This window comes from Bradyrhizobium sp. HKCCYLRH3061 (assembly GCF_051168015.1).
GTDB lineage: Bacteria > Pseudomonadota > Alphaproteobacteria > Rhizobiales > Xanthobacteraceae > Bradyrhizobium.
The window spans coordinates 79,142-103,534 of record NZ_JBNPUE010000020.1 but is presented as its reverse complement, the minus strand read 5'-3'; the positions used below and the strand labels follow the sequence as shown (position 1 = coordinate 103,534).

22 protein-coding genes are annotated in these 24,393 nt (G+C 65.8%); 15 read left to right on the top strand and 7 right to left on the bottom strand.

Translation table 11 applies throughout. The features are described 5' to 3' along the window. Position 1: 1 nt before the first annotated feature. Together ACQR2C_RS27395 and ACQR2C_RS27390 are read right to left on the bottom strand one after the other, a co-directional pair. Positions 2–352, bottom strand: coding sequence for a PilZ domain-containing protein (locus tag ACQR2C_RS27395; RefSeq protein WP_315801608.1), 351 nt, complete (start codon positions 350–352; stop codon positions 2–4). 127 nt (positions 353–479) lie between these two features. After that, positions 480–1,400 carry a helix-turn-helix transcriptional regulator gene (locus tag ACQR2C_RS27390; RefSeq protein WP_315801607.1) on the bottom strand — a complete coding sequence of 307 codons (921 nt, stop codon included), beginning with the start codon at positions 1,398–1,400 and terminating at the stop codon, positions 480–482. A 109-nt stretch (positions 1,401–1,509) separates the two neighbouring features. Here ACQR2C_RS27390 and ACQR2C_RS27385 point away from each other — a divergent pair, with 109 nt between their 5' ends. From ACQR2C_RS27385 to boxB, 4 genes are all read left to right on the top strand, one after another. Continuing rightward, positions 1,510–3,048: a benzoate-CoA ligase family protein gene (locus ACQR2C_RS27385; RefSeq protein WP_434882501.1), complete on the top strand. Its 1,539-nt coding sequence runs from the start codon at positions 1,510–1,512 to the stop codon at positions 3,046–3,048. A gap of 177 nt (positions 3,049–3,225) precedes the next feature. Continuing rightward, entirely contained in the window at positions 3,226–4,029 is an 804-nt protein-coding gene (locus ACQR2C_RS27380) for an alpha/beta fold hydrolase (RefSeq protein ID WP_316218158.1), read from the top strand. A 95-nt stretch (positions 4,030–4,124) separates the two neighbouring features. After that, entirely contained in the window at positions 4,125–5,813 is a 1,689-nt protein-coding gene (boxC, locus tag ACQR2C_RS27375; protein WP_315801604.1) for a 2,3-epoxybenzoyl-CoA dihydrolase, read from the top strand. A 117-nt stretch (positions 5,814–5,930) separates the two neighbouring features. Next, the gene (gene boxB / locus ACQR2C_RS27370; protein WP_434882500.1) at positions 5,931–7,382 is read left to right on the top strand and encodes a benzoyl-CoA 2,3-epoxidase subunit BoxB; all 1,452 of its coding nucleotides are present in this window, start codon (positions 5,931–5,933) and stop codon (positions 7,380–7,382) included. Between the two features lie 149 nt (positions 7,383–7,531). Here boxB and ACQR2C_RS27365 read toward each other — a convergent pair whose 3' ends face one another. Both ACQR2C_RS27365 and ACQR2C_RS27360 read right to left on the bottom strand, forming a co-directional pair. Continuing rightward, the gene (locus ACQR2C_RS27365) at positions 7,532–8,341 is read right to left on the bottom strand and encodes an SDR family oxidoreductase (RefSeq protein ID WP_316182009.1); all 810 of its coding nucleotides are present in this window, start codon (positions 8,339–8,341) and stop codon (positions 7,532–7,534) included. A 115-nt stretch (positions 8,342–8,456) separates the two neighbouring features. Then, the gene (locus tag ACQR2C_RS27360; protein ID WP_434838119.1) at positions 8,457–9,515 is read right to left on the bottom strand and encodes a polysaccharide deacetylase family protein; all 1,059 of its coding nucleotides are present in this window, start codon (positions 9,513–9,515) and stop codon (positions 8,457–8,459) included. A gap of 164 nt (positions 9,516–9,679) precedes the next feature. Here ACQR2C_RS27360 and ACQR2C_RS27355 point away from each other — a divergent pair, with 164 nt between their 5' ends. The 4 genes from ACQR2C_RS27355 (at position 9,680) to ACQR2C_RS27340 (ending at position 14,279) form a co-directional block, all read left to right on the top strand. Next, on the top strand, positions 9,680–11,074 hold the full coding sequence (locus ACQR2C_RS27355) for an OmpA family protein (RefSeq protein ID WP_316182005.1): 1,395 nt from the start codon (positions 9,680–9,682) through the stop codon (positions 11,072–11,074). Between the two features lie 4 nt (positions 11,075–11,078). Beyond that, complete coding sequence (locus tag ACQR2C_RS27350) at positions 11,079–11,384, top strand: hypothetical protein (RefSeq protein ID WP_315801599.1); 306 nt, start codon at positions 11,079–11,081, stop codon at positions 11,382–11,384. A gap of 503 nt (positions 11,385–11,887) precedes the next feature. After that, complete coding sequence (locus tag ACQR2C_RS27345) at positions 11,888–12,943, top strand: lysylphosphatidylglycerol synthase domain-containing protein (protein ID WP_315751236.1); 1,056 nt, start codon at positions 11,888–11,890, stop codon at positions 12,941–12,943. Positions 12,944–12,971: 28 nt separating this feature from the next. Beyond that, positions 12,972–14,279, top strand: a complete 1,308-nt coding sequence (locus ACQR2C_RS27340) for an ATP-binding protein (RefSeq protein ID WP_316237352.1) — start codon at positions 12,972–12,974, stop codon at positions 14,277–14,279. Positions 14,280–14,399: 120 nt separating this feature from the next. On the opposite strand, the gene ACQR2C_RS27335 is transcribed toward ACQR2C_RS27340, so the two are convergent. After that, positions 14,400–14,915, bottom strand: coding sequence for a GcrA family cell cycle regulator (locus tag ACQR2C_RS27335; RefSeq protein WP_434874025.1), 516 nt, complete (start codon positions 14,913–14,915; stop codon positions 14,400–14,402). 478 nt (positions 14,916–15,393) lie between these two features. Here ACQR2C_RS27335 and ACQR2C_RS27330 point away from each other — a divergent pair, with 478 nt between their 5' ends. From ACQR2C_RS27330 to ACQR2C_RS27320, 3 genes are all read left to right on the top strand, one after another. Next, positions 15,394–16,605 carry an aspartate aminotransferase family protein gene (locus tag ACQR2C_RS27330; protein WP_316182001.1) on the top strand — a complete coding sequence of 404 codons (1,212 nt, stop codon included), beginning with the start codon at positions 15,394–15,396 and terminating at the stop codon, positions 16,603–16,605. Positions 16,606–16,613: 8 nt separating this feature from the next. Beyond that, positions 16,614–17,540 (top strand): ornithine carbamoyltransferase, encoded by a 927-nt coding sequence (gene argF, locus ACQR2C_RS27325; RefSeq protein ID WP_315801770.1) that lies wholly within the window; start codon positions 16,614–16,616, stop codon positions 17,538–17,540. Positions 17,541–17,804: 264 nt separating this feature from the next. Beyond that, a complete protein-coding gene (locus ACQR2C_RS27320) occupies positions 17,805–18,800 on the top strand; it encodes an Hsp33 family molecular chaperone (protein ID WP_434874024.1) in 996 nt (331 codons plus the stop codon). Between the two features lie 127 nt (positions 18,801–18,927). On the opposite strand, the gene ACQR2C_RS27315 is transcribed toward ACQR2C_RS27320, so the two are convergent. Then, positions 18,928–19,473, bottom strand: coding sequence for a TetR/AcrR family transcriptional regulator (locus ACQR2C_RS27315; RefSeq protein WP_434874023.1), 546 nt, complete (start codon positions 19,471–19,473; stop codon positions 18,928–18,930). A gap of 75 nt (positions 19,474–19,548) precedes the next feature. Here ACQR2C_RS27315 and ACQR2C_RS27310 point away from each other — a divergent pair, with 75 nt between their 5' ends. Continuing rightward, positions 19,549–20,517 (top strand): NAD-dependent epimerase/dehydratase family protein, encoded by a 969-nt coding sequence (locus tag ACQR2C_RS27310; RefSeq protein WP_434874022.1) that lies wholly within the window; start codon positions 19,549–19,551, stop codon positions 20,515–20,517. Between the two features lie 193 nt (positions 20,518–20,710). Next, a complete protein-coding gene (locus ACQR2C_RS27305) occupies positions 20,711–21,076 on the top strand; it encodes a hypothetical protein (RefSeq protein WP_315801593.1) in 366 nt (121 codons plus the stop codon). 490 nt (positions 21,077–21,566) lie between these two features. On the opposite strand, the gene apaG is transcribed toward ACQR2C_RS27305, so the two are convergent. Beyond that, positions 21,567–21,962, bottom strand: a complete 396-nt coding sequence (apaG, locus tag ACQR2C_RS27300) for a Co2+/Mg2+ efflux protein ApaG (protein WP_315801592.1) — start codon at positions 21,960–21,962, stop codon at positions 21,567–21,569. 323 nt (positions 21,963–22,285) lie between these two features. Here apaG and ACQR2C_RS27295 point away from each other — a divergent pair, with 323 nt between their 5' ends. Beyond that, positions 22,286–23,626, top strand: coding sequence for an OpgC domain-containing protein (locus ACQR2C_RS27295; protein ID WP_315801591.1), 1,341 nt, complete (start codon positions 22,286–22,288; stop codon positions 23,624–23,626). Beyond that, positions 23,626–24,384 carry an SGNH/GDSL hydrolase family protein gene (locus ACQR2C_RS27290; protein WP_315801590.1) on the top strand — a complete coding sequence of 253 codons (759 nt, stop codon included), beginning with the start codon at positions 23,626–23,628 and terminating at the stop codon, positions 24,382–24,384. The genes ACQR2C_RS27295 and ACQR2C_RS27290 overlap by 1 nt, the downstream gene beginning before the upstream one ends. Positions 24,385–24,393 lie beyond the last annotated feature (9 nt).

Below are 24,393 nucleotides of genomic sequence, written 5' to 3'. Positions count from 1 at the left end.
CTCAGTACCCCGACAGAATCTGTTCGAGGCGGGATTTGAGCCGCTTGTTGGTGCGTTCGCGGTCGCGCAGCGTGCGAGCCCATTCCAGCGAGACGACCTCGCTCTCCTTGTCGAAGGCGAGGCCGGCGCCGGCACCGTCGCGCCACACCATGCGGGCCGGCCGCGACCATCCGCGCCGTTCGATCGTGACGTCGACGCGGTCGGGCAGCAGCACGCTCCCTTCCAACTCGATCTTGATGCCTCGGTTGTTGAAGTTGCGCACGACGCAGGCGAGCGTCGAGCAGCCGGCGTTGAATGTCAGAACGCCGCCATAGTAGACGCGTTGGCGGGCCTCGTTGCGACGGTTGTCCATGACACGTCCTCCAGTCACTTAACGATCTATTAAGCAATCGGAGGGTGTGTGGCCACCATCGGCGGTATGAAAATGACGGCGGTGGTTAACGCATGCCGGGATGTGCCGGCATTGACGTTGCGCGCGTTCACCCTCGCGCAAACATCCTGGCCTCTTTGGCGATGACCGGCTTCACAGCTTCACCCAGCCGCGCGGCGGCCGCGTCGACCGACAGGCCCGCTGTATCCACGACGGCGTTGGCCCTTGCGTACAGCGGCTCGCGGCTGGCGAGGATGTTGCGCAGCTCGGCCATCGCCGAGCGGTCGTCGGCCATCGGGCGGAGGTCGCCCTGCTTGCGCACGCGCCCCATGTGCTCCTCCGGCTCGGCCTTCAGCCAGATCGTGTAGAACGAGGTCAAGATCAGGTCGAAGGTCACCGGTTCGGAGACGATGCCGCCGCCGGTCGCCAGCACCATCGGCTCCTTGCGCGCGAGCAGCTGCACCAGGGCGGCCTGCTCCATGCGGCGAAAGCCTTCCTGGCCGTAGAGCGCGATGATCTCGGCAACCGACAGCCCGTTCTGCCGCTCGATCTCCTTGTTCAGCTCGACGAAGCTCCAGCCGATCCGCGCCGCCAGCATCTTGCCGAGCGTCGACTTGCCGGCACCGCGCAGGCCGATCAGCGCAATGCCCGAGAACGAACGCCGCAGCGGCGCCGATGCGCCGCCGGCAAGCAGCTCCTTGACCTCGGCGATCTGGCTCGGGCTCGCCTTCTTCAGGAGATCGCGAATGACTGGCCAGTCCGGCGATGGCTCGCCGCCGGGGATGATGTCGTCGAGCGGCGCGTTGATCGCATTGGCGATGCGGCGCAGCAGCACGATCGAGACATTGCCCTTGCCGCTCTCGAGCTGGGCGATGTAGCGCTCGGAAATCCCGGAGACCTCGGCCAGCACCTTGCGAGACATGCCGGCGAGGCCGCGCATCCGCCGCACCCGCTGGCCCAGCTGGTCGAGGAAATCGGTCTCGGCCGCGGACTGGCCGTCGTCGCGCGGGGCATCGCTGTGTGGCGTCATATCCCTAAGGTACTCTTTTGAGCAGGAAACATAATGCCGGGGAGGATTGACAGCAAGCGATGTTGGTGGCCTTGTATGAATTATAATTCAAAAATCCGGGGAGAATGCCGTGAAGTCGTACAATGCGGTATCGTGGTTGCTTGACCGCAATGTCGAGGCGGGGCGCGGCGACAAGCTCGCCTACACGGACACGGTCTCCGAGCTGACCTATCGCGGTTTGCAGCAGCAGACCTGCCGCGTCGCCAACATGCTGCGTCGCCTTGGCGTCCGCCGCGAGGAGCGCGTGGCGATGATCATGCTCGATACGGTGGATTTCCCCGCGGTGTTTCTTGGCGCCATGCGCGCGGGCATCGTCCCGGTGCCACTCAACACGCTGCTGACCTCGGAGCAATACGCCTATGTGCTGGCCGACTGCCGCGCCCGCGTGCTGTTCGTGTACGAGGCGCTGTATCCGGTGGTGAAGGACATTGTCGGCCGGATGCCCGATCTCGATTGCGTCGTGGTCTCCGGCGCCAATGCCTTCGGCCACAAGCTGCTCACCGAGGAGCTCGCGCGCGAGAGCGATCAGTTCGACACGGTCGCCACCCACGAGGACGAGCCGGCGTTCTGGCTATATTCGTCGGGCTCGACCGGCATGCCCAAGGGCGTGCGCCATCTGCACGGCAATCTCGCCGCGACGGCGGAGACCTATGCCAGCCAGGTGCTCGGCATCCGCGAGAGCGACGTCTGTCTGTCAGCCGCAAAGCTGTTCTTCGCCTACGGCCTCGGCAATGCGCTGACCTTCCCGCTGTCGGTCGGCGCGACCACGATCCTCAACTCCGAGCGGCCGACGCCGGCGCTGATGTTCAAGCTGCTCAACCGCTACAATCCGACCATCTTCTACGGCGTGCCGACCTTGTTCGCCGCGATGCTGCACGATGAATCGCTGCGTCATGAGAAGGCCGGCAGCGCTCTGCGCATCTGCACTTCGGCCGGCGAGGCGCTGCCGGAATCGGTCGGCAATGCCTGGAAGGCGCGGTTCGGCGTCGACATTCTCGATGGCGTCGGCTCGACCGAGCTGCTGCACATCTTCCTGTCCAACGTGCCCGGGGACATCAAATACGGCTCATCGGGGCGCCCCGTGCCGGGCTATCAGGTTCGTCTTGTCAACGAGGCCGGTGAGGGCGTGCCGGACGGCGAGGTCGGCGAGATGCTGGTGCACGCGCCCTCGGCTGGCGAAGGCTACTGGAATCAGCGCCACAAGACCCGCTCGACCTTCGAGGGCTATTGGACGCGCACCGGCGACAAATATGTTCGCGATGCCGATGGCCGCTACACCTTCTGCGGCCGCTCCGACGACATGTTCAAGGTCTCCGGCATCTGGGTGTCGCCGTTCGAGGTCGAGAGCGCGCTGATCACGCATCCCTCCGTGCTGGAGGCCGCCGTGGTGCCGGAAGCCGATCCGGAGGGCCTGCTGAAGCCGAAGGCCTATGTCGTGCTGCGCCCGAGCGTCGATCGCTCGACCCTGCACGAGGCACTGAAGGAACACGTCAAGCAGAAGATCGGCCCGTGGAAATATCCGCGCTGGATCGAGGTGGTGGAATCCTTGCCGAAGACCGCGACCGGCAAGATCCAGCGCTTCAAGCTGCGCGAGGGGGCGAGCCAGTAATTGGTCTTCCTGCCCGTAAGTTGGCCCTGCTTTTAGTTGTCGTCATGGCCGGGCTTGACCCGGCCAACCATCCCGCCGCGACGAAGAAAGGCGTGGATGCCCGGGCCTTCGCCGCGTCGAAGCGGCTTCGGCCGCGCAGGCGGGTCAAGCCCGGGCATGACGAAGGAGAGAGTGACCGTGCAGCTTTCACCGAACGGCTTCCTCACCATCGACTCCGCCCAGCTCGAATATCGTCTCATCGGCCCGCAGCCGTCCGACGCCCCTTGCATCGTGCTGCTGCATGAAGGGCTGGGCTCGGTCGGCCTGTGGGGCGACTTCCCCGACAAGCTCCAACAGGCCACCGGCGCCTCCGTGCTCGCCTATTCCCGCGCCGGCTACGGCGCCTCGAGCCCGGTCACTCTGCCGCGCCCGCTCGACTACATGCAGCGCGAGGCGCGCGATGTCCTGCCGAAGCTGCTCGACGCGATCGGCTTCCGGCGCGGTCTTCTCGTCGGCCATTCCGACGGCGCCTCGATCGCGGCGATCTATGCCGGCAGCCACGCCGACCATCGCCTCCAGGGTATCGTGCTGATCGCGCCGCATGTCATCGTCGAGGACGTTTCGGTGTCGTCGATCGCCGCGATCAAGACCACTTACGAAACCACGGAGCTGCGCACCAAGCTCGGCCGCTGGCACAAGGACGTCGACAATGCGTTCCATGGCTGGAACGGCGCCTGGCTCGATCCGGCGTTCCGGACCTGGGACATCACGGCTGACCTCGCCTACATCCGCGTCCCCGTGGCCGTGATCCAGGGCGTCGATGACCAGTACGGCACCGTCCGCCAGGTCGAGATCCTCCAGGAGGAGTGCTACTGCCCGGTCGAGGTGACGATGCTGCCCAAGACCGGCCATTCCCCGCATCGCGAGGCGCCCGAGGCGACCCTGCGCGTTATCGCCGAGTTCGCCGCAGCCACCTTGCCGTCACCGGCATCACAAACATGAAACAAAGTGCATGTTCTGGCATTTAACGGTAGACGCCAGTCATAACATGAATTATTGTGCATCTCAACGATAAGCACTCCAACGAAGGGTGACTCATGGCCGGGGAAGACCGCGTGCTCGCGGGAGGCAAGACGTTCATCGATTTTCAGACCGATCCCTCCCGCTACAAACATTGGAAGCTCTCGATCGACGGCGAGGTGGCGACGCTCGCCATGGATGTCGACGAGAATGGCGGCCTGTTCGAGGGCTACCAGCTCAAGCTCAATTCCTATGATCTCGGCGTCGACATCGAGCTTGCAGATGCCGTGCAGCGGCTGCGCTTCGAGCACCCGCAAGTGAAGGTCGTGGTGCTGCGCTCGGCCAAGCCGCGCGTGTTCTGCGCCGGCGCCAACATCCGCATGCTCGCGGGCGCGACCCACGCCCACAAGGTGAACTTTTGCAAGTTCACCAACGAGACCCGCAATGGCTTCGAGGATTCATCCGAGAATTCCGGCCAGCGCTTCATCACCGTGGTGAACGGCACCGCGGCCGGCGGCGGCTATGAGCTCGCGCTCGCCACCGATCACATCATCCTCGCCGATGACGGCTCGTCTTCAGTGTCGCTGCCGGAGGTGCCGCTGCTCGCGGTGCTGCCCGGCACCGGCGGCCTGACGCGCGTCGTCGACAAGCGCAAGGTGCGCCGCGACCGTGCGGACGCGTTCTGCACGACGGAAGAGGGCGTCAAGGGCAAGCGCGCCGTGCAGTGGCGCCTCGTCGACGAGATCGCGCCGAACTCCAAGGTCGATGCCAAGGTCGCCGAGCGCGCCAGGGAGTTCGCGGCCGCATCCAAGCGCAACGGCAGCGGCAAGGGCGTCGCGCTCACGCCGCTGAAGCGCATCATTGACGCGAGCAGCGTGCGCTACGGCTTCGTCAATGTCGACATCGACCGCGCCGCCCGCATCGCCACCATCACGGTCTCAGCTCCCGAGGCCGCGCCGCCGGCCGACATCGACGGCATGATCGGGCAGGGCGCCTCGTTCTGGCCGCTGCAGGTCGCGCGCGAGCTCGATGACGCCATCCTGCATCTGCGCATCAACGAACTCGGCATCGCAATGCTGGTGTTCAAGTCGCAGGGCGAGAACTCCCAGGTCCTGGCCTACGACGCCTTCCTCGAAGCCAACAAGGCGCATTGGCTGGTCAACGAGATCAGGCACTATTGGAAGCGCGTGCTCAAGCGCATCGACGTCACGTCGCGCACGCTGGTGACGCTGGTCGAGCCCGGCTCGTGCTTCGCCGGCACCTTGGCCGAGCTCGTGTTCGCCTCCGACCGCTCCTACATGCTGATCGGCACCATCCAGGGCGACAACCGCCCGGCGCCTTCCATCGAATTGTCGGCGATGAATTTCGGTCCCTATCCGATGAGCCACGGTCTGACCCGGCTGCAGTCGCGCTTCCTCGACGATCCCAACGGGCTCGAGCGCGTGCACGAGCAGGTCGGCAAGCCGCTGGAGGCAGATGAGGCCGAGGAGCTCGGCCTCGTCACCTTCGCGCTCGACGATATCGACTGGGAGGACGAGATCCGCGTCTTCCTCGAGGAGCGCGCCAGCTTCTCGCCCGACAGTCTCACCGGCCTCGAGGCTAATCTGCGCTTCGCCGGTCCCGAGACGATGGAATCGAAGATCTTCGCTCGCCTGACCGCCTGGCAGAACTGGATCTTCCAGCGCCCCAACGCGGTCGGCGAGGAGGGCGCGCTCCGGCGCTACGGCACCGGCGAGCGGCCGCAATACGACATGACGCGCGTGTAGTTATCATCCGTCATGGCCGGGCTTGGCCCGGCCATGACGGGCTCATCGACACGAACGACGTGGATGCCCGGCACAAGGCCCGGCATGACCACCGGGAAGATTTCAGGGAGGCACGCCATGAACATGAACATCATGAACGTCGACTACTCGACCAAGATTCCGAACAACGTGAATCTCGCCGAGGACCGCCAGGTCCTGAAGGCGCTGGAAGGCTGGCATCCCGGCTATGTCGACTGGTGGAACGACATGGGCCCGGAAGGCTTCCAGCAGTCGCTCGTGTATCTGCGCACCGCTTATTCGGTCGATCCGCGCGGCTGGGCGAAGTTCGACTACGTCAAGATGCCGGACTATCGCTGGGGTATCCTGCTGGCCCCGCAGGAAGAGGATCGGAAGATTCCGTTCGGCGAGCATTATGGCGAGCCGGCGTGGCAGGAGGTCCCCGGCGAATACCGCGCGCTGATGCGCCGCCTGATCGTGATCCAGGGCGACACCGAGCCGGCCTCGGTCGAGCAGCAGCGCCATCTCGGCAAGACGGCGCCGTCGCTCTACGACATGCGCAACCTGTTCCAGGTCAACGTCGAGGAGGGCCGTCACCTCTGGGCGATGGTCTACCTGCTGCAGAAATATTTTGGCCGCGATGGCCGCGAGGAGGCCGACGAGCTGCTGCGCCGCCGCTCTGGCGATGCGGACTCTCCGCGCATGCTCGGCGCTTTCAACGAGAAGACGCCGGACTGGCTGTCGTTCTTCATGTTCACCTACTTCACCGACCGCGACGGCAAGATGCAGCTGCACAGCCTCGCGCAATCCGGCTTCGATCCGCTGTCGCGCACCTGCCGCTTCATGTTGACTGAAGAGGCGCATCACATGTTCGTCGGCGAGACCGGCGTCGGCCGCGTCATCCAGCGCACCGTCGAGGCGATGCGGGCCGCCGGCATCGACGATCCCACCGATATCGCCAAGGTCCGCGCGCTCGGCGTCATCGACCTGCCGACCATCCAGAAGAAGCTGAACCTGCACTACACGCTGTCGCTCGATCTGTTCGGCTCGGAGGTCTCGACCAACGCGGCCAACGCCTTCAACGCCGGCATCAAGGGCCGCTATCACGAGACCCAGATCCAGGACGATCACCAGCTCAAGAGCTCGACCTATCCGGTGCTCAAGCTGGTCGACGGCGAGATCAAGCGTGTCGACGAGCCGGCGCTGACCGCGCTCAACATGCGCCTGCGCGACGACTACTCGCAGGATTGCATCAAGGGCCTGCTGCGCTGGAACAAGATCATCACCACGGCCGGCTACGAGTTCCAGCTCAAGCTGCCGCACACCGCCTTCCACCGCGCCATCGGCGAGTTCAAGGACATCCATGCGACGCCCGACGGCATCCTGATCGATGAGGGCACCTGGCAGAAGCGCAAGGGCGACTGGCTGCCCTCGGCCGACGACGGCGCCTACATCTCCTCGCTGATGAAGCCCGTCACCGAGATCGGCGAATACGCGTCGTGGATCGCACCCCCGAAAGTCGGCATCGACAACAAGCCGGGTGATTTCGAGTACGTGAAGATCGAGACCTGAGACCTGGACCCGGTCTGTTCCCTCCCCCCTTGTGGGGGAGGGCTAGGGAGGGAAGCCGCGGAGACGGTCGTTCGTGGCTTACCCCCCTCTCCACCCCTCCCCCACAAGGGGGGAGGGAGCCGACCTTTCCTTGGGTTACTAATTCGGCCTCAACTATCCCAGCCCGCGCCTGGAATGCCGGGATTCGCGTAGACGATGCCGCCATCGACGGCGATCGTGTTTCCCACCACATAGTCGCCCGCCCGCGACGCCAGGAAGATCGCCGTCCCCGCCATGTCCTCGTCGGTGCCGATGCGGCCCGCGGGCACGCGCGCGGCGACCTCGTCGGCGTTGTCGCGCGCGGCCTTGTTCATGTCGGACTTGAACGGGCCCGGCGCGATCGCGGTGACCACGATGTGGTCCTTGATCAGCTTGGCGGCCATGCGCCGCGTCAGATGGATCAGGCCGGATTTGCTCGCCGCATAGGAATAGGTCTCGAGCGGGTTGACGAAGATGCCGTCGATCGAGGCGATGTTGATGACCTTCGCCGGCCGCTCGGCGCTGGCCGCCGCGCGCAACGGCGCCGCCAGCGCCTTGGTCAGGAAGAACGGCGTCTTGAGGTTGAGGTTCATCACCTTGTCCCAGCCGCTCTCGGGAAACTCATCGAAGTCGGCGCCCCAGGCGGCGCCGGCATTGTTGACGAGGATGTCGAGCCTGGGCTCGCGCGTCTTGATCTCGGCCGCGAGCATGTCGATACCCGCCATCGTCGAGATGTCGATCGGCAGCGCGATGCACTCGCCGCCATATTCCGCCGTCAGTGCCTTGGCAGTCTCCTCGCACGGACCGGCCTTTCGCGCCGTGATGTAGACCCGCGCTGCGCCCTGCGCGAGCAGCCCGGACGCGATCATCTTGCCGATGCCGCGCGAGCCGCCGGTGACGAGCGCGATGCGGCCTTCGAGCGAGAACAGGTTCTTGAGCATGGTGCCTCCCTTTTGCTTATGTCGTGCGCGCTTGTGTGCGGGACGCGCTGGCACTGTCAAGTGAGACGCAGTCGCAAGGATTTGCCGCAATTCATTGGGGGTGTGAAGACGCGGCCTATGCCGCGTCGATGCGGCGGAAGCCGTTCCACATCGCGGTCGCGGCGCCCGAGGTCAGCACCGGCAGCACGCGGGCGTCCTGGTAATGGCCGTTCAGCGAGACGCGCGACAGAGCCGTGAGATGATCGGCGCTTTCGGCGAAGATCATGCCGGGCCGGGTGGTGACGGCGGTCTTGTAGCCGCTCGCGGCCGCCAGCACGAATTCGCGCTGCGAGGCGGCGGCGCGGTCGCCGTAGGGGTAGGCCATGTGCAGCACAGGCCGCTGCAACTCGTTCTCGATCCGGGCACGGCTGTCGGCGATCTCGATGCGCGCCGTCTCCTCGGTCTGCTTGGCGAGATTGCAGTGACTGATCGAATGCGCGCCAATCGAGATCAATGGCTCCACCGACAGCGCCCGAAGCTCGTCCCAGGACAGGCAGAGCTCACGGCAGATCGACGCCTCGTCGACGTCGTAGCGCGCGCACAGCGCGCTGATCTCGCGCCGGACGTCGTGTTCGCCCGGCAGTGCGCGCAGCCAGTCGTGCAGGCGCTGGAACGTCACGCATTTGGCTGCCGGCGTCGATGCATCGAGCTGCAACGACAGCCCGCCGATCTTGATGTCGATCGCGTTGGTCTTCGCGACCAGCCGCTCCAGCGTCACCCACCAGAGCCGGCCGTTTCCGGACGCGAAATCGGTGGTCACATAGATCGTGAACGGCGCATCGAACTCGCGCATGACAGGCAGCGCGAAGTCGCGGTTGTCGCGATAGCCGTCGTCGAAGGTGAAGCAGGCAAAGCGGCGCGAGAAGTCCTTCGCCACCAGCCGGCTGTGCAACTCGTCGAGAGTGATGATCTCGATGTCGTGGTCGCGCAGGTGCGACAACATCTCGCGCAGGAAATCCGGCGTGACCTCGAGGTGGCAATTGGGCTGGAAATCGGCGTCGCGGTGCGGCCGCACATGATGCAGCGTATAGATCGCACCCACGCCCGAGAAGATCGGGCGCAGCCAGACATGCGCGCCGCTCAGATACAGCGCTTCCAGGCCGGCACGGATAAAGGTTTTGCGAAATCGCCTCATCTGAAATATGCGGCCCGGTGAGTGTCGGGACAAGGTTACCGACGAATGATTGAAGAAAACCTTAGCCTGCGGTCGCAACGTACCGTGCGGCGCTCCTCATTTCCGGTTTGACAGGCATGCAAGGGTTTGTTTTCTCTCTGCTTCCTCGATGCGACGGATGACGAATGCGCGGACTTTTCAGGTGGAGCGGGAAATGGTGGCCTGGTGTCATCCCGCTGATCGTGCTTTGGGGCTTCGCGGCCTGGACCAGCACCGTTCCCCTGGAGAATGATCTCGCCGGTCGCAGTTCGGCCGCCCTGAAGGGGGCGGTCCTCGACAAGACGAGCATCACGGTGGACGGCCGCGACGTCTCGCTGCGCGCCAATGCGTTCTCCGAGGCCGGGCGCCGCGATGCCGTCGCCGCGGTCGACGCCGTGGCCGGCGTGCGGCTCGTCAACGACGAGACCCGGCTGGTCCCCGAGGCCAAGCCGTTCGTCTGGTCGGCCGAGCGTGACGTCGTCCGGGTGACGCTGGGTGGCAGCGCGCCGTTGCCCGCCTTGAAGGGCAAGCTGATGGACGCGACCCGGGCGGCGCTGCCGGGCGTGGAGGTCGCTGACCAGATGGGCTTGGCGCGCGGCGCGCCGGCGCGCTTCGAGGATGCGGCGCTGCTGCTGATCGGCCAGATCGCCAAGCTGAAGGACGGCAAGTTCACGATCTCCGACGGCGACGTCACATTGTCCGGCATGGCGCGCGAACTCGGCGGCCGCGAGGCGATCGCGGCCGCGCTCGGAAAGCTGCCCGACGGCTTCAAGGTCGCCAGCAACGAGGTCAAGGCGCCGCCCTATGTCTTCCAGGCCTACAAGGACCCGGTCGCGGTGACCGTGACGCTCGCCGGCAACGTTCCAGACGAGAACATCCACGCCGTCGTCATCGGCTCCTCATCGCGCAAATTCTTCAGCGAGAAGGTCGTGGACAATCTCAAGAACAGCCTCGGCGCGCCGGCCAATTTCGTGAATGCGGTGGTGCCGGCGCTGGGCGCCTTGTCGCGGCTGTCGACCGGCACGCTGGTGGTGTCCGACCGCGACATCAAGATTTCGGGTGATGCGCTTTACGACGCCGCCGCCGCCCAGATCCGGACCGGGCTCGCCAAGGACGTGCCGCAGGGCTGGCAGGTGAAGGCCGAGATCACGGTGAAGCCGGCAGCCGCCCCGGTCGATCCCACGGTGTGCCAGCAGCTGTTCTCCGACCTGCTCGGCAAGGCCAAGATCCGCTTCGAGACCGGCCGCAGCGACCTCGACCGCGATTCCACCGGTCTGCTCGACCGCCTCGTCGAGATCGCGTTCCGCTGTCCCTCCGCCAATGTCGAGATCATCGGGCACACCGATGCTGAAGGCGACTCTGCGGCCAATCAGGTGCTGTCGCAGAAGCGCGCCCAGGCGGTCGTCGATTATCTGGTCAAGGCCGGGCTGCCGGCCGATCGTTTCAGCGCGATCGGCTATGGCAGCACCCAGCCGATCGCGGCCAACGACACCGCCGACGGCCGGGCGCAGAACCGGCGCATCGAATTCGTGGTGAGGTAACGTCATGGCCTATCTCGTTGCCTTTCACTGGGGCTGGCTGGCCGGCGCATTCGCCATCGGGCTGGCGATGGGCTGGGTCGCCGTGGTGCATCGCGCCCCGCGCGTGTCGGGCTGGCTGACCTGGCTGCTGGCGGCGCTGGCCGCCGGCCTGGTCGCGGCGGCCGTGGTCTCCCTGATCCCCGGCCGGGCCGGCTACTGGCTCGAGCTGTTGCTGATCATGTTCGTGCCCTACCTCGTCGGCTGCGCCATCGGCACCTGGCTGCGGGCGCTGGTGGTGATCCGCAGCATGCGGACGAAATCGGCGGCCTGAAACCGCCCGCACCGGACTGCCCCCGACGCCACCTGCCGAGACTGCGGCGGGCGCGCCCACCGTCCGCGTGCCCAGGTCATCGCAACTGCGAGACACGAAGGTTTGACGAGGCGCGAACCTGTCAAACGCGCAGCTCGCGCTTATCGTTGAGCCATGCCGACCCGCCGAGCCATGGGGCGCCCCGGAAAGCCCGGAGATCCGCGTTCCTCACCAAAGTTTAACCTGGGGTTTGCAGGCTGGCGGGAGCGTGCGCTGACCCGCCGTCCTGCATGATGCCTTGCCTGACGTCTTTGCCTGATGTCTTGCCTCATGTGCGGCAAAACGGTGCATCGCATTTCCGTAAAGCCTGCTAAGTATATCCATGTGTACGCTTTTGTTCGCACGCTCCGTGTTCCCCAATGCGTCGAAACGCGCTACGAGGGCGTTGTATGCGCACATGATGCTGCGGCCTCCGGGGCCCGGCATCCCCGGCCGTCGTGATCGGATCACGGTGAGAGGTGTAGATGCTTGAAGCCATACGCAGAGCGGCCACGTTCCTGCGCGAGAAGCAAGTCCTGCACAAGCTCGGCGTGCTGATCAGCATCGCGGTGATCGCGGTCGCCTGCTACGTCCTCTACCACATGCTGCGCGGCATCGACACCTATGAGGTGCTCGAGGCGATCAAGAGCACGGAGCCTCATCAGATCGCGCTCGCCGCGCTGTTCGTCGCCGCCGGCTATTTCACGCTGACCTTCTACGATCTGTTCGCGGTGCGCGCCATTGGCCACGACCACGTGCCCTACCGCGTCAACGCGCTGGCCGCCTTCACCAGCTATTCGATCGGCCACAATGTCGGCGCCAGCGTCTTCACCGGCGGTGCCGTGCGCTACCGCGTCTATTCGGCTCATGGGCTGAACGCCATCGACGTCGCCAAGATCTGCTTCCTTGCCGGCCTGACGTTCTGGCTCGGCAATGCCGCCGTGCTCGGGCTCGGCATCAGCTATCATCCGGAGGCGGCGGCCTCGATCGACCAGCTGCCGCCCTGGGTCAACCGCATGGTGGCGATCGCGATCCTGGTCGGCCTGTTGGGGTATGTCGCCTGGGTATGGACCAAGCCGCGCGTGGTCGGCCGCGGGCCGTGGACCGTGGTGCTGCCGAGCGGCCCGCTGACCCTGTTGCAGATCGCGATCGGCATCATCGACCTCGGTTTCTGCGCGCTGGCGATGTACGTACTGGTGCCGGACGAGCCCAATCTCGGCTTCGTCGTGGTGGCCGTGATCTTCGTCTCGGCAACCCTGCTCGGCTTCGCCAGCCATTCCCCCGGCGGGCTCGGCGTGTTCGACGCCGCGATGCTGGTCGGGCTGTGGCAGATGGACCGCGAGGAGCTGCTGGCCGGAATGCTGCTGTTCCGGATGCTGTATTATTTGGCGCCGTTCCTCATTTCTGTAATCTTGCTGACGTTTCGCGAGGTTATCATCAGCACACGGTCGAAGCGGTTGCGGCAGGCCGCGCTCAGCCTCGATCCGGGTCCCCCGCCCGAAGCCGCTTTTGTGAGGAAACGCAGCGATTCCGGTGCCTGACGCCAGTTCAAGGGAACAATCGGACCAGATGGCCCTCGACGCTCCCTCCGACACCTCGCTCTCGATCTTCACCCCCTGGCCGGACCGGCTGCGCCATTCCGCGATCATCCTGCTCGCTGCGGCGCTCGCGCTTGTCGGGCTCGTGCTGCTGGACGAGCTGCTGCCGCTGCGGGCCCTGGCGGTATTCCTGTGCATTGCCGCCGCCGCCCTGGTGCCGTGGCGGCTGCATGGCGCGGTCGCCAAGCGCGAGGAGGAGCGCCACGCCAACCCGGTCGAGGCGCCGGCCGTGAGCGCGGTGGTCGAGGGCATCCCCGATCCCGCCGTGCTGCTCGACCGCGCCGGCCGCGTCATCCACCTCAATGGCGCCGCCGCGCAGCTCGCGCCGGCCCTGCGCAAGGGCGAGCTCGCCCAGTTCGCGCTGCGCACGCCGGAGATCATCACCGCGCTGCGCGAGGCGATCGCCACCACCGAGATCCGTCGCGCCACCTATCACGATCACGTTCCGGTCGATCGCTGGATGGAGCTGATCATCACGCCGGTGCCGGTGCCGACGGCGTTCGGCGGCACCGACAAATGCATGCTGATGACGTTCCACGATCTGACCCCGCTGCGCCGGGTCGAGGAAATGCGCGCCGACTTCGTCGCCAATGCGAGCCACGAGCTGCGCACGCCGCTGGCGGCGCTCTCGGGCTTCATCGACACGCTGCAGGGGCCGGCGAAGGACGATCCGAAGGCGCGCGAGCGCTTCCTCGGCATCATGCACATCCAGGCGACGCGCATGGCGCGGCTGATCGACGATCTCCTGTCGCTGTCGCGGGTGGAGCTGTCGGCGCATGTCCAGCCCCACGCCATGGTCGACGTCGTCCCCATCATCCGCCAGGTCACCGACGGGCTGGAGTCGCTGGCCAGGGAGCGCCAGGTGGTGATCGAGACCAGCCTGCCGGAGGCGCCGGTGACGATCGCCGGCGACCGCGAGGAGCTGCTGCGCGTGTTCGAGAACCTGATCGAGAATGCGCTGAAATACGGCGCCTCGGGCGGGCGCGTGATCGTCTCGCTGGAGCAGGCCGTCTCCGCCGAGAACGCGCCGGAGATCCGGGTCAAGGTGCGCGATTTCGGCCCGGGCATCGCGCCCGAGCATCTGCCGCGCCTGACCGAGCGCTTCTATCGCGTCGATGTCGGCGACAGCCGCGCGCAGGGCGGCACCGGGCTCGGCCTCTCCCTGGTGAAGCACATCCTCAACCGCCATCGCGGCCGGCTGCTGATCGAGAGCGTGCCGCGCAATGGCGCCGCCTTCACGGCCTGCTTTCCGCAGTCGAAGCCCGCGCGGGGCGCCTGATCGGCGGGCGCGTCCTGCGGCCCGGCGCAGGCCGGGCACACGTCATCGATCGTTCTGAGTAAGCAGCCGGAGATCGCGGGGCGATGTGGAGCATCCTCATCGCCCGTCGCGGCCAACCGCTCAGCGCGTGGTCGACTTCGCCGGCTGGCGGCGGCGGTCGGCCGCAGGCTGATAGGCGACGCGCGAATGCTGCGCGCAATAGGGCAGGCCGGACAGCGCCTTGCCGCCGCAGAAGAAGAAATCCGCGCTCGAGGGATCGCCGACCGGCCAGTGGCAGGTCGCCTCGTTGAGCTCCAGCAGCGACAGCCGCTGGTTCATCGGCACGACGTTGTCGAATGCAACCGGATCGGGCTCCGCCTCGACCTCGAAAACCTGTGCGAGCGCCGTGTTGCCGCGGGCCACCGGACGCGCCACCCGCATCATCGGCTGTGCCGGGCGGGCCGCCTTGCGCTGGCGCGGTGCCGCGGTGGCCGGGCTCTTGGCCCGGCCGGACAGGCCCAGCCGGTGCACCTTGCCGATCACGGCGTTGCGCGTCACGTTTCCGAGTTCCGCGGCGATCTGGCTGGCCGATAGTCCGGCTTCCCAGAGTCTTTTCAGTTGCTCGACGCGATCGTCGGACCAGGTCAATACGGTCATCGAACCTTTCCCTTCGCGTTGCGCCGGCCAATTCCGGGACGGCGCTGCGATGCTGTCTCAAGAAAATCCCTGGCGGCAGAATCCCTTATCCCTCGCCGGGCGCGCACGAGGCACCCGGACGTTACGCAAACTCAGAGAACTTCGAGAGGGATCAGAACTGCCGCACGAGATGTCGTACTCGACGTCGAAAACGCTACAATATGGCGTGACTCTCGCGCAAGAGTCGGTGGCCGCAGTCCACACATTCCGTGGTTCCCTGTGGCACGTCTCGAGCCGTGTCGTGCGTCCGCAATCTCACGGGCCGGCCCCGCCATGCATCGGCTGACGCGTAGTTGACTCCCACCGCTGCCCGCATACAATAGATGTACGTGCCGCCTTGAAAAGGCGGCACATTTTGTTTTCCAGGGTGGGGTCCCTGATGCGCGATGGCGCCGCGTGGCGCGTGTCTCGGCCGGCCCGTCAGCTCATGTGATCCGCCATGACCAGTGTTGCCGCTACGCATCTCCTCCCCGTATTCGCCCGGGTCGATCTTTCGTTCGAGCGCGGCGAAGGCGCGTGGCTGATCGCGACCAATGGCGATCGCTATCTCGATTTCACCTCGGGCGTCGCCGTCAATTCGCTCGGCCATGCGCACCCGCATCTGGTCAAGGCGCTGCAGGAACAGGCGGCCAAGCTCTGGCACATGTCGAACCTGTTCAAGAGCCCGGATGGCGAGCGCCTCGCCGCGCGGCTGTGCGAGCAGAGCTTTGCCGACTACGTGTTCTTCGCCAATTCCGGCGCCGAGGCGATGGAAGGCGCGATCAAGATCACGCGCAAATATCACGCCGCCAAGGGCCATCCCGAACGCTACCGTATCATCACCTTCGAAGGCGCGTTCCACGGCCGCACGCTGGCGACGCTCGCCGCGACAGGTTCCGCGAAATATCTCGACGGCTTCGGTCCGCCGATGGACGGCTTCGATCAGGTTCCGTTCGGCGACATCGAAGCGGTGAAGAAGGCAATCGGTCCGCACACCGCCGGCATCCTGGTCGAGCCGGTGCAGGGCGAGGGCGGCGTGCGCACCGCGCCGCTGCCGTTCTACAAGGCGCTGCGCCAGCTCTGCGACGACAACGGTTTGTTGCTCGTCATCGACGAGGTCCAGACCGGCATGGGCCGCACCGGCGATCTGTTTGCGCATCGCTGGCTCGGCGTCACGCCGGACGTGATGTCGCTGGCCAAGGCGCTCGGCGGCGGCTTTCCCATCGGCGCCGTGCTCGCCACGGCCGAGGCCGCGTCGGGCATGACGCCGGGCTCGCACGGCTCGACCTTCGGCGGCAATCCGCTGGCGGTCGCCGCGGCCAACGCCGTGCTCGACGTGATGCTGGCGCCCGGCTTCTTCGATCACGTCCGCAGGATGTCGCTGCTGTTGAAGCAGAAGCTCGGTGCCGTCCTCGATCGTCATCCCGACATCATCTCCGAGATCCGCGGCGAGGGCCTTCTGATCGGGGTCAAGGCGGTGGTGCCGTCGGGCGATCTGGTCGCGGCGCTGCGCGATCAGAAGCTGCTCACGGTGGGCGCCGGCGACAACGTCGTGCGCTTTCTGCCGCCGCTGATCGTCAACGAATCCGAAATCGAACAATCGGTCGAGATGCTCGATCGCGCCTGTGCGGCGCTGTCGGGCAAGCCTGCCAGGCAGGCGGCCGCATCATGAGCAAGACCATGGGCAATACGCCGCGTCATTTCCTCGATCTCACCGAGATGCCGGTCGAGGAGCTGCGCAACGTGCTGGCGCTGTCCAGCGCGATGAAGAAGACCTTGAAGGCGCGCGAGCCGGCGAAGAAGCCGCTCGAGGGCAAGGTGCTGGCGATGATCTTCGACAAGCCGTCGACGCGCACCCGCGTGTCGTTCGACGTCGGCATGCGCCAGCTCGGCGGCGAGGCGATCATGCTGACCGGCACCGAGATGCAGCTCGGCCGCGGCGAGACCATCGCCGACACCGCGCGCGTGCTGTCGCGCTATGTCGACGCCATCATGATCCGCATCCTCAGCCACGAGGCGCTGCTCGAGCTCGCCGCGCACGCCACCGTGCCGGTGATCAACGGCCTGACCCGGCGCTCGCATCCCTGCCAGGTGATGGCCGACGTGATGACCTTCGAGGAGCATCGCGGTTCGATCGAGGGCCGCACCGTGGCCTGGACTGGCGACGACAACAACGTGCTGGCGTCCTGGGCGCATGCCGCCGAGCGCTTCAAGTTCCGGCTCAACGTCGCCACCCCGCCGCAGCTGTCGCCGGGCAAGCCGATGAAGGATTTCATCCGCGCCACCCGCGCCGACATCCATCTCGGCCACGACCCGGAAGTGGCCGTGGCGAATGCCGACTGCGTCGTCACCGACACCTGGGTGTCGATGGGCGACAAGGACGGCGAGCATCGCCACAACCTGCTCAAGCCGTATCAGGTCAATTCGAAGTTGATGTCCTTGGCCAAGCCCGAGGCGCTGTTCATGCACTGCCTGCCCGCCCACCGCGGCGAGGAGGTTACCGACGAGGTGATCGACGGCCCGCAGTCCGTCGTCTTCGACGAAGCCGAAAACCGCCTGCACGCCCAGAAGGGCATCCTGGCGTGGTGCTTCGGCGAGCGGGCGTAGGGTTCGACGGCGCCACACCACCGGTGTCGTCCCGGCCTTGAGCCGGGACCCATACCGCGTGATCGAACTGGTTTGCAGCGGTGGCCGTTGCTCTGCTTGGTTGTCGGGATCGTGGTTCGTTCGTCAAGGCCTGGTGTGGGCTGCAAGACGAGTGACTACTACCGACGTCCCTCGATAGCATCCGCGGTATGGGTCCCGGCTCAAGCCGGGACGACAGCCGGGGGGTGCCCTTCCATTCGTGCCAAAAAACCCCAAATACGCCCCATGACAGCCAATCCCCCCGACACCAATATCAATCTCGACACCAGCCGCGCGCCTTCGGCGGTGCCGGTCGACGACGCCGTGCTGCCGTTCGAAGTCGCGGCGCTCGATCTGCGCGGGCGGCTGACCCGCATGGGCCCGGCGCTCGACGACATCCTCACCAAGCACGCTTATCCCGCGCCCGTGGGCAAGCTGCTCGGCGAAGCCATCGTGCTGACGACCCTACTCGGCTCCTCGCTGAAGTTCGACGGTCGCTTCATCCTGCAGACCCAGACCGATGGTCCGGTCTCGTTTCTGGTTGTCGACTTCCAGGCGCCCGACCGGTTGCGCGCTTACGCACGCTATGACGAGGCGCGGCTCTCGGAAGCGAAGGACTCCGGCGGCCTGCTCGGCAAGGGCCATCTGGCGATGACCATCGACCAGGGCGCCGACATGAGCCGCTACCAGGGCCTCGTCGCGCTCTCCGGCGGCAGCCTGGAGGAGGCCGCGCACGAATACTTCCTCCGCTCCGAGCAGATCCCCACGCGGGTGCGCCTCGCCGTCGGCGAGGAGTGGAGCGGCGGCAAGCACCGCTGGCGCGCCGGCGGCCTGCTGACGCAATTCCTGCCGCAGGCGCCCGAGCGCCTGCGCCAGGCCGATCTGCATCCCGGCGATGCGCCGGAGGGTACCGAGCTGCACGCGGTCGAGGAAGACGAGGCCTGGATCGAGGGTCAATCGCTGGTCGCGACAGTCGAGGATATCGAGCTGATCGACCCGGCGCTGTCCGGCGAGCGGCTGCTGTATCGCCTGTTCCACGAGCGCGGCGTGCGCGTGTTCGACACCGTGCCGCTGCAGGCGCGCTGCTCCTGCTCGCGCGACGCGGTCGCCAACATGCTGAAGAGCTTCTCGTCCCAGGACCGCGCCGACATGGTCAAGGACGACAAGGTCGTCGTCACCTGCGAGTTCTGCTCCTCGGTCTATCAGTTCACCCCGCACGAGGCGGGCGTGACGGAGAACTAGGCCGTCGATTCACGACGCGACGGCCCGGCAGGAGTGATTGGACGGCCGGCGATGCGCCAGCGAGCGATGCCGCAAGGCGTGATGCGCAACAGGGCGCCGGAGCGTGACGCGATGGGATGGAGTCGCATTACTGATCAGTTCGCACAAACCTCGCGACAAGCGCCTCCAGCAATATGTCACTCGACCGCTTGATCTCGGCGGCCGGCACGTCCTGCAAGAACAGGGTCAGAACGCCGTTCGAAGCCGCCCAGATCGTTCGTGACGCGGTGTCCACGTCGGTCGTCAAACGCCCTTGGGCTTCAAGCCGCTCGACCACCGCCCGCATGAGTCCGAAAGCCTCTCTGGACACGCCTGGGTCCGACCGGGTTTGATCGATCATCATGCGGAACAATTTTGGTCGTTCGAGTGCGAAAGCGATCCAGCCGTTCCAGCCGCGCTTCAGATCGGCGAGGGCGTCAGCGGTGTGACGGTTGGTCCGCTTCTGTGTCATGAACGTCTCGACCCCCCGCAAGACCAGGGCACGCAGCAATCCGCTCTTGTCACCGAAGTGGTGATAGAGCGTTGGCGCGGTGACGCCCGCCGCTTGGCACACCGCCCGCGTCGTCACGGCTTCGGGGCCCTGCCGTTCCAGGATTTCAGCGGCGGCGGATAGAATCTGATCTTCGGTCGACATCGACAGTCCCTGGCGGATCTTGCATTGGCCTATAGCGGTGCTATATGAGTGCTATAGCAACGCTATAGAGGTAGCATGAAAAACGTCTTTGTCACAGGCGGCTCCGGCTTCGTCGGCAAGCGCCTCATCGCGCGGTTGCGGGAGATGAATGTGCGAGTGGTCGCGCTGGTTCGCAGCGACGAGGCGGCGGCGGCCGTCGAGGGCCCGGGTGTCGTGACCCGTCGGGGCGACCTTCAGGATGAGATGGCGCTGACCGAGGGTATGCAAGGGTGCGACACGGTCTTTCACGTGGCCGGGCACTTGAGCGAGTGGGACCCCCATACGCTGTTTCGCGAGGCCAATGTTGACGGCACGCGCAAGATGCTGGCCGCCGCCAAGGCGGCTGGCGCATCGACATTTGTCGCCGCCGGAGCCGCCGCGGTGGTGATGGGACGTCCGAAGCCGATGAGGGACGTCAGCGAGGATGCGACGCTGCAAAGGCCGTCCTGGGCGCCCTACATCGCGACCAAGGCGGATGCCGACCAGATGGTGCGGCAGGCCAACACGGCTGCGTTTCGCACGATCGTGGTCCGGCCGCCGCTGATCTGGGGCGAGGGGATGCCGATGCTCGATGCCATGGTCGAAACCGCGAGGGCAGGTCATTTCGCGCTGCCCGACGGCGGTGGACAGCTCATGTCCACGAGCCACGTCGACAATGTCGTCGCATGCCTGCTATTGGCGGCCGAAAAAGGCCGGGGCGGGCAGGCCTACCATGTCACCGACGGGCAGGCCCGCACGCTCAAGCAGGTGATCACCGATCTGCTCGGCACCCGGGACGTTCCCCCCATCCAACGATCCGCACCGTTCGGCATCGCCTGGCGCATGGCGGCCGTCATGGAGACCGTCTGGCGCATGTTTCATCTGCGCTCCAAGCCGCCGATCACGCGCCAGACACTGCGCATGATCGGCCAGGATTTCACGCTCGACATCAGCAAGGCGCGAAGCGACCTCGGCTACACCCCGGTCGTGACCTGGGCCGAAGGCATCGCGCGCATGCGGGGATGATCGAAGGGCGTCGCGCTGGCGGCACGGTGGCCCCGACGGCGCCTCCGAGCGTGATCGCGTTCCCACGATCGCGAGCGGTGGTCGCGGGCGGTGGGCACGGCGCCGTGCACTTGTGCCTCTATCGTCGGGCCTCCAAGTGCCTTTTGCCCGCCCTATGGTCCGGTGCTTCGTCGCTATTAGTTCATCCTGGATCGTGCCGACCGCACTGCCCGTCGCGCTCCTTTGTCGCAGCAACAAACAACTTGTGTCGTCGGGCAAATCACTGGCACATTTCCGCGCGTCTCTGCTGCCGCATGAGGGGCGTTTCGCGACCGTCACGAACCGTTGGCAGTGGGATGCGATGGGCGTGTATTGCCGCAGCGTGGATCAGTCCGCGCGGACGAACGGCGATGCACGCACGGTCAAGTCGCGCGGTCCTGATATCCCGACGCTGATATCAACTCACGCCGGAGCTTTCGCTTCGCGTGGGGATGGTGGCCAGAAAGCACGGCGCACCAGGGAGAACGCGAAGCAGCCGTTAAAACCGATCGCGCAGGGAGGGCCGGGTCGTTCCGGCTGAACCTGTGGTACCTGCCGCCTGCATTCTTTTCGCAGGCGGGCCACGGGCCTCAGCCGAGGCCCGGCCTTCCCTGCGCCCTCTGCTTTGAGAGGGCGAACGAATCGACAAAGCTCGGGCGCGGGATGCGTCGCGAGAATGCGAAGTGCTGTGACGTCAGCCAGAGAGGGGCGGTGTGACGCAATCTCGCTTCGACAGAAATGGTGTCGTCCCCGCCTAGTGCGCAATTGCGCACGTCGCGCGGGGAACCATAACCACAGGGTCTTGTAGTGAAACGGCATCGTCGCTCCAGCCGTCGCCAAACTGCACACTGTGGTTATGGGTCCCGGGTCGGCGCATCCGCCAACGCTGGCGCGTTGTCGGACGCTTGCCCGGGACGACAGCTGAGCAGAAGTCAGCGGGTGTGCCGGGCCGATACGCGATGAACGTTGAAAGCCAAGTACAAAAATGCGGGTGCACGATCGGTCATCAGCCGAACCAAGTGCACGCTCGGCTAATTCAACACCCGCTTGCCGCCGTCCGGGCTGTCGAGCGAAAACGCCGGCACGGCGATGTCGAAGTGCTCGCCGCTCTCGCTCTCCATCTGGTAGGAGCCGGCCATGAAGCCGGACGCGGTGGTGAGCGGCACGCCGGAGGTGTATTCGAAGCGCTCTCCTGGCGCGAGCACCGGCTGCTCGCCGACCACGCCCTCGCCGCGCACCTCCTGCTGCCGGCCGATCCCGTCGGTGATGATCCAGTGGCGGCTGCGCAGCCGCACCGTCTCCTCCCCGCTGTTGGTGATGACGACGGTATAGGACCAGAACCAGCGGCCATCGGCCACCGAAGACTTCTCAGGCAGGAAGTTCGGTTCGACGGTCACTTCGATGTGGCGAGTCACGGCGCGATACATGGTGGCATTGTAGCGGAAACCCGCGCCGGAACCAATCGCGACGCCATCGTGCTTTCAACACAGTTCCGCATTATGGCACCAGAATCGCGGACTCTGTCGGCCGTACGCGCGGTCCGTTCCTTGGACTCGGATCGGGCGCGGCCGGCAGACCCTGGCGGCGATCGACCTGTCCTGCGTCGTGCGATCGCCCACCAGCTGGCCGCCAAGGTCGAAAAACTGGGCACGGCCCAGCTGATAAGTCCTTCATCGCTTGCGCAAAAACTGCGCAGCCCTACATTTCCCCTGCCGGGCCTCGAAGGCTGGCAGCCTTGACGCGGTGCCTGATGACGTCGATTGCCGATCGCCTTGCCGGACCGTCCGCCCCCGCAGCCAGCGCCGCACCCGCGCCGGCTGCGGAGACCGCCGCCGCGGCGAGCGCGGCTGCACCTGTGGTCGCATCAGCATCAGCCGTGGCGGCCGCGCCGGCCGCCACTGCTGCACCCGCCACCACCGCTGCTCCGGCGATCACCTTCCCGGCGGTCGGCGAGCGCGAGCTGCGGCTCGACCTGTTTCGCGGGCTGGCGCTATGGCTGATCTTCATCGACCACCTGCCGCCGAACCTGCTGACCTGGTTCACGATCCGCAACTACGGCTTCTCCGACGCCACCGAGATCTTCATCTTCATCTCCGGCTACACGGCGGCATTCGTCTATGGCCGGGCGATGCAGGATGCCGGCTTCATCGTCGCCACCGCGCGCATCCTGCGCCGCGTCTGGCAGATCTACGTCGCCCATGTCTTCCTGTTCACGATCTTCCTCGCCGAGATCTCCTACGTCGCGACCAGCTTCGAGAACCCGCTCTACACCGAAGAGATGGGGATCATGGATTTTCTCAAGCAGCCGGACGTGACCATCGTGCAGGCGCTGATCCTGCGCTTCCGCCCCGTCAACATGGACGTGCTGCCGCTCTACATCGTGCTGATGCTGTTCCTGCCGCTGATCCTGTGGCTGATGCGCTGGCGTCCGGATGTCACGCTCGGGCTCTCGGTCGTTCTCTACGCACTCACCTGGGAGCTCGATCTCTATCTGACGGCCTATCCGAACGGCTTCTGGGCGTTCAACCCGTTCGCCTGGCAGCTCCTGTTCGTGTTCGGTGCGTGGTGCGCGCTCGGCGGTGCTCATCGCATGTCGCGCATCATCAACTCGCCGATCACGCTCGGGCTCTGCGTCGCCTATCTGGTCGCGGCGTTCTGCGTGACCCTGACCTGGTACATCCCGCAGCTCGGCCATCTGATGCCGCGCCGAATCGAGCAGTGGATGTATCCGATCGACAAGACCGACCTTGACGTGTTGCGCTTCGCGCATTTCCTCGCACTCGCAGCACTCACCGTGCACTATCTGCGCAAGGATTGGCCGCTGTTGAAGTCGCCGTGGCTGCGCCCGCTGATTGTTTGTGGGCAACACTCGCTCGAGATCTTCTGTCTTGGCGTATTTCTGGCGTTTGCGGGCCACTTCGTCCTTGCCGAAGTGTCCGGCGGCGCCATGATGCACGCGGTGATCAGCCTTTGCGGCATCCTCATCATGTGGGGGGTGGCGTCGTTGATTTCGTGGTACAAGCGTGAGGCCGATAAGGGCGCCGCGCGAAAAGGTGCGCGCAGCAACGCCGATCTGGCGGGAGGGGGCTGATGAAGTCCGTCTCGTGGTTAAGGTTTGGTATCGCGGCGCTGGCTGTTTCGCTGGCGGCCTCCGCGCGCGCGGAAGACGCGCCGCAGAACTGCGAGGTGCCGGCCTACCTGCTGACCACCGAGAGCCCGCTCCCGAAGGTTGCAGACGCCGTCAAGAACGGCCGCACACTCGATATTCTCGTCGTCGGAAGCCGCTCGTCCTCGATCGTCAACACCTCCGACGCCAATGCGTACCCCGCCCGTCTGCAGGCTGCGCTGAAGGACAAGCTGCCGGCGGTCGCCGTCAATCTCAGCATCGAGCTGCAGCCCAAGAAGACGGCCGAGGAAGTCGCGGGCAATCTCGTTAAACTGGTGGAAGGAAAAAGGCCTAATTTGGTCATCTGGCAGACCGGCACGGTCGACGCCATGCGGTCGATCGATCCTGATGAGTTCCGGCAGGCGGTCGACGACGGTGTGGCGACGCTGCAGAAAGCAGGAGCTGACGTCGTCTTGATGAATCTGCAATACAGTCCGCGGACGGAAACATTGATCTCCGTGCCGCCCTATGTCGACAACATGCGTGTGGTGGCGCAGCACCGCGACATTCCGCTGTTCGATCGGTTTGCCATCATGCGGCAGTGGAACGAGCAGGGCGATTTCGACCTGTTCAATCCGACACACGGGGTCGAGCTGGCCAGGCAGGTTCATGACTGCATCGGCCGGGCGCTGTCGAAGTTCATCATCGACGCGGCGCATATCGGGCCGGCGCAGCAGAACTAGGATTATGTC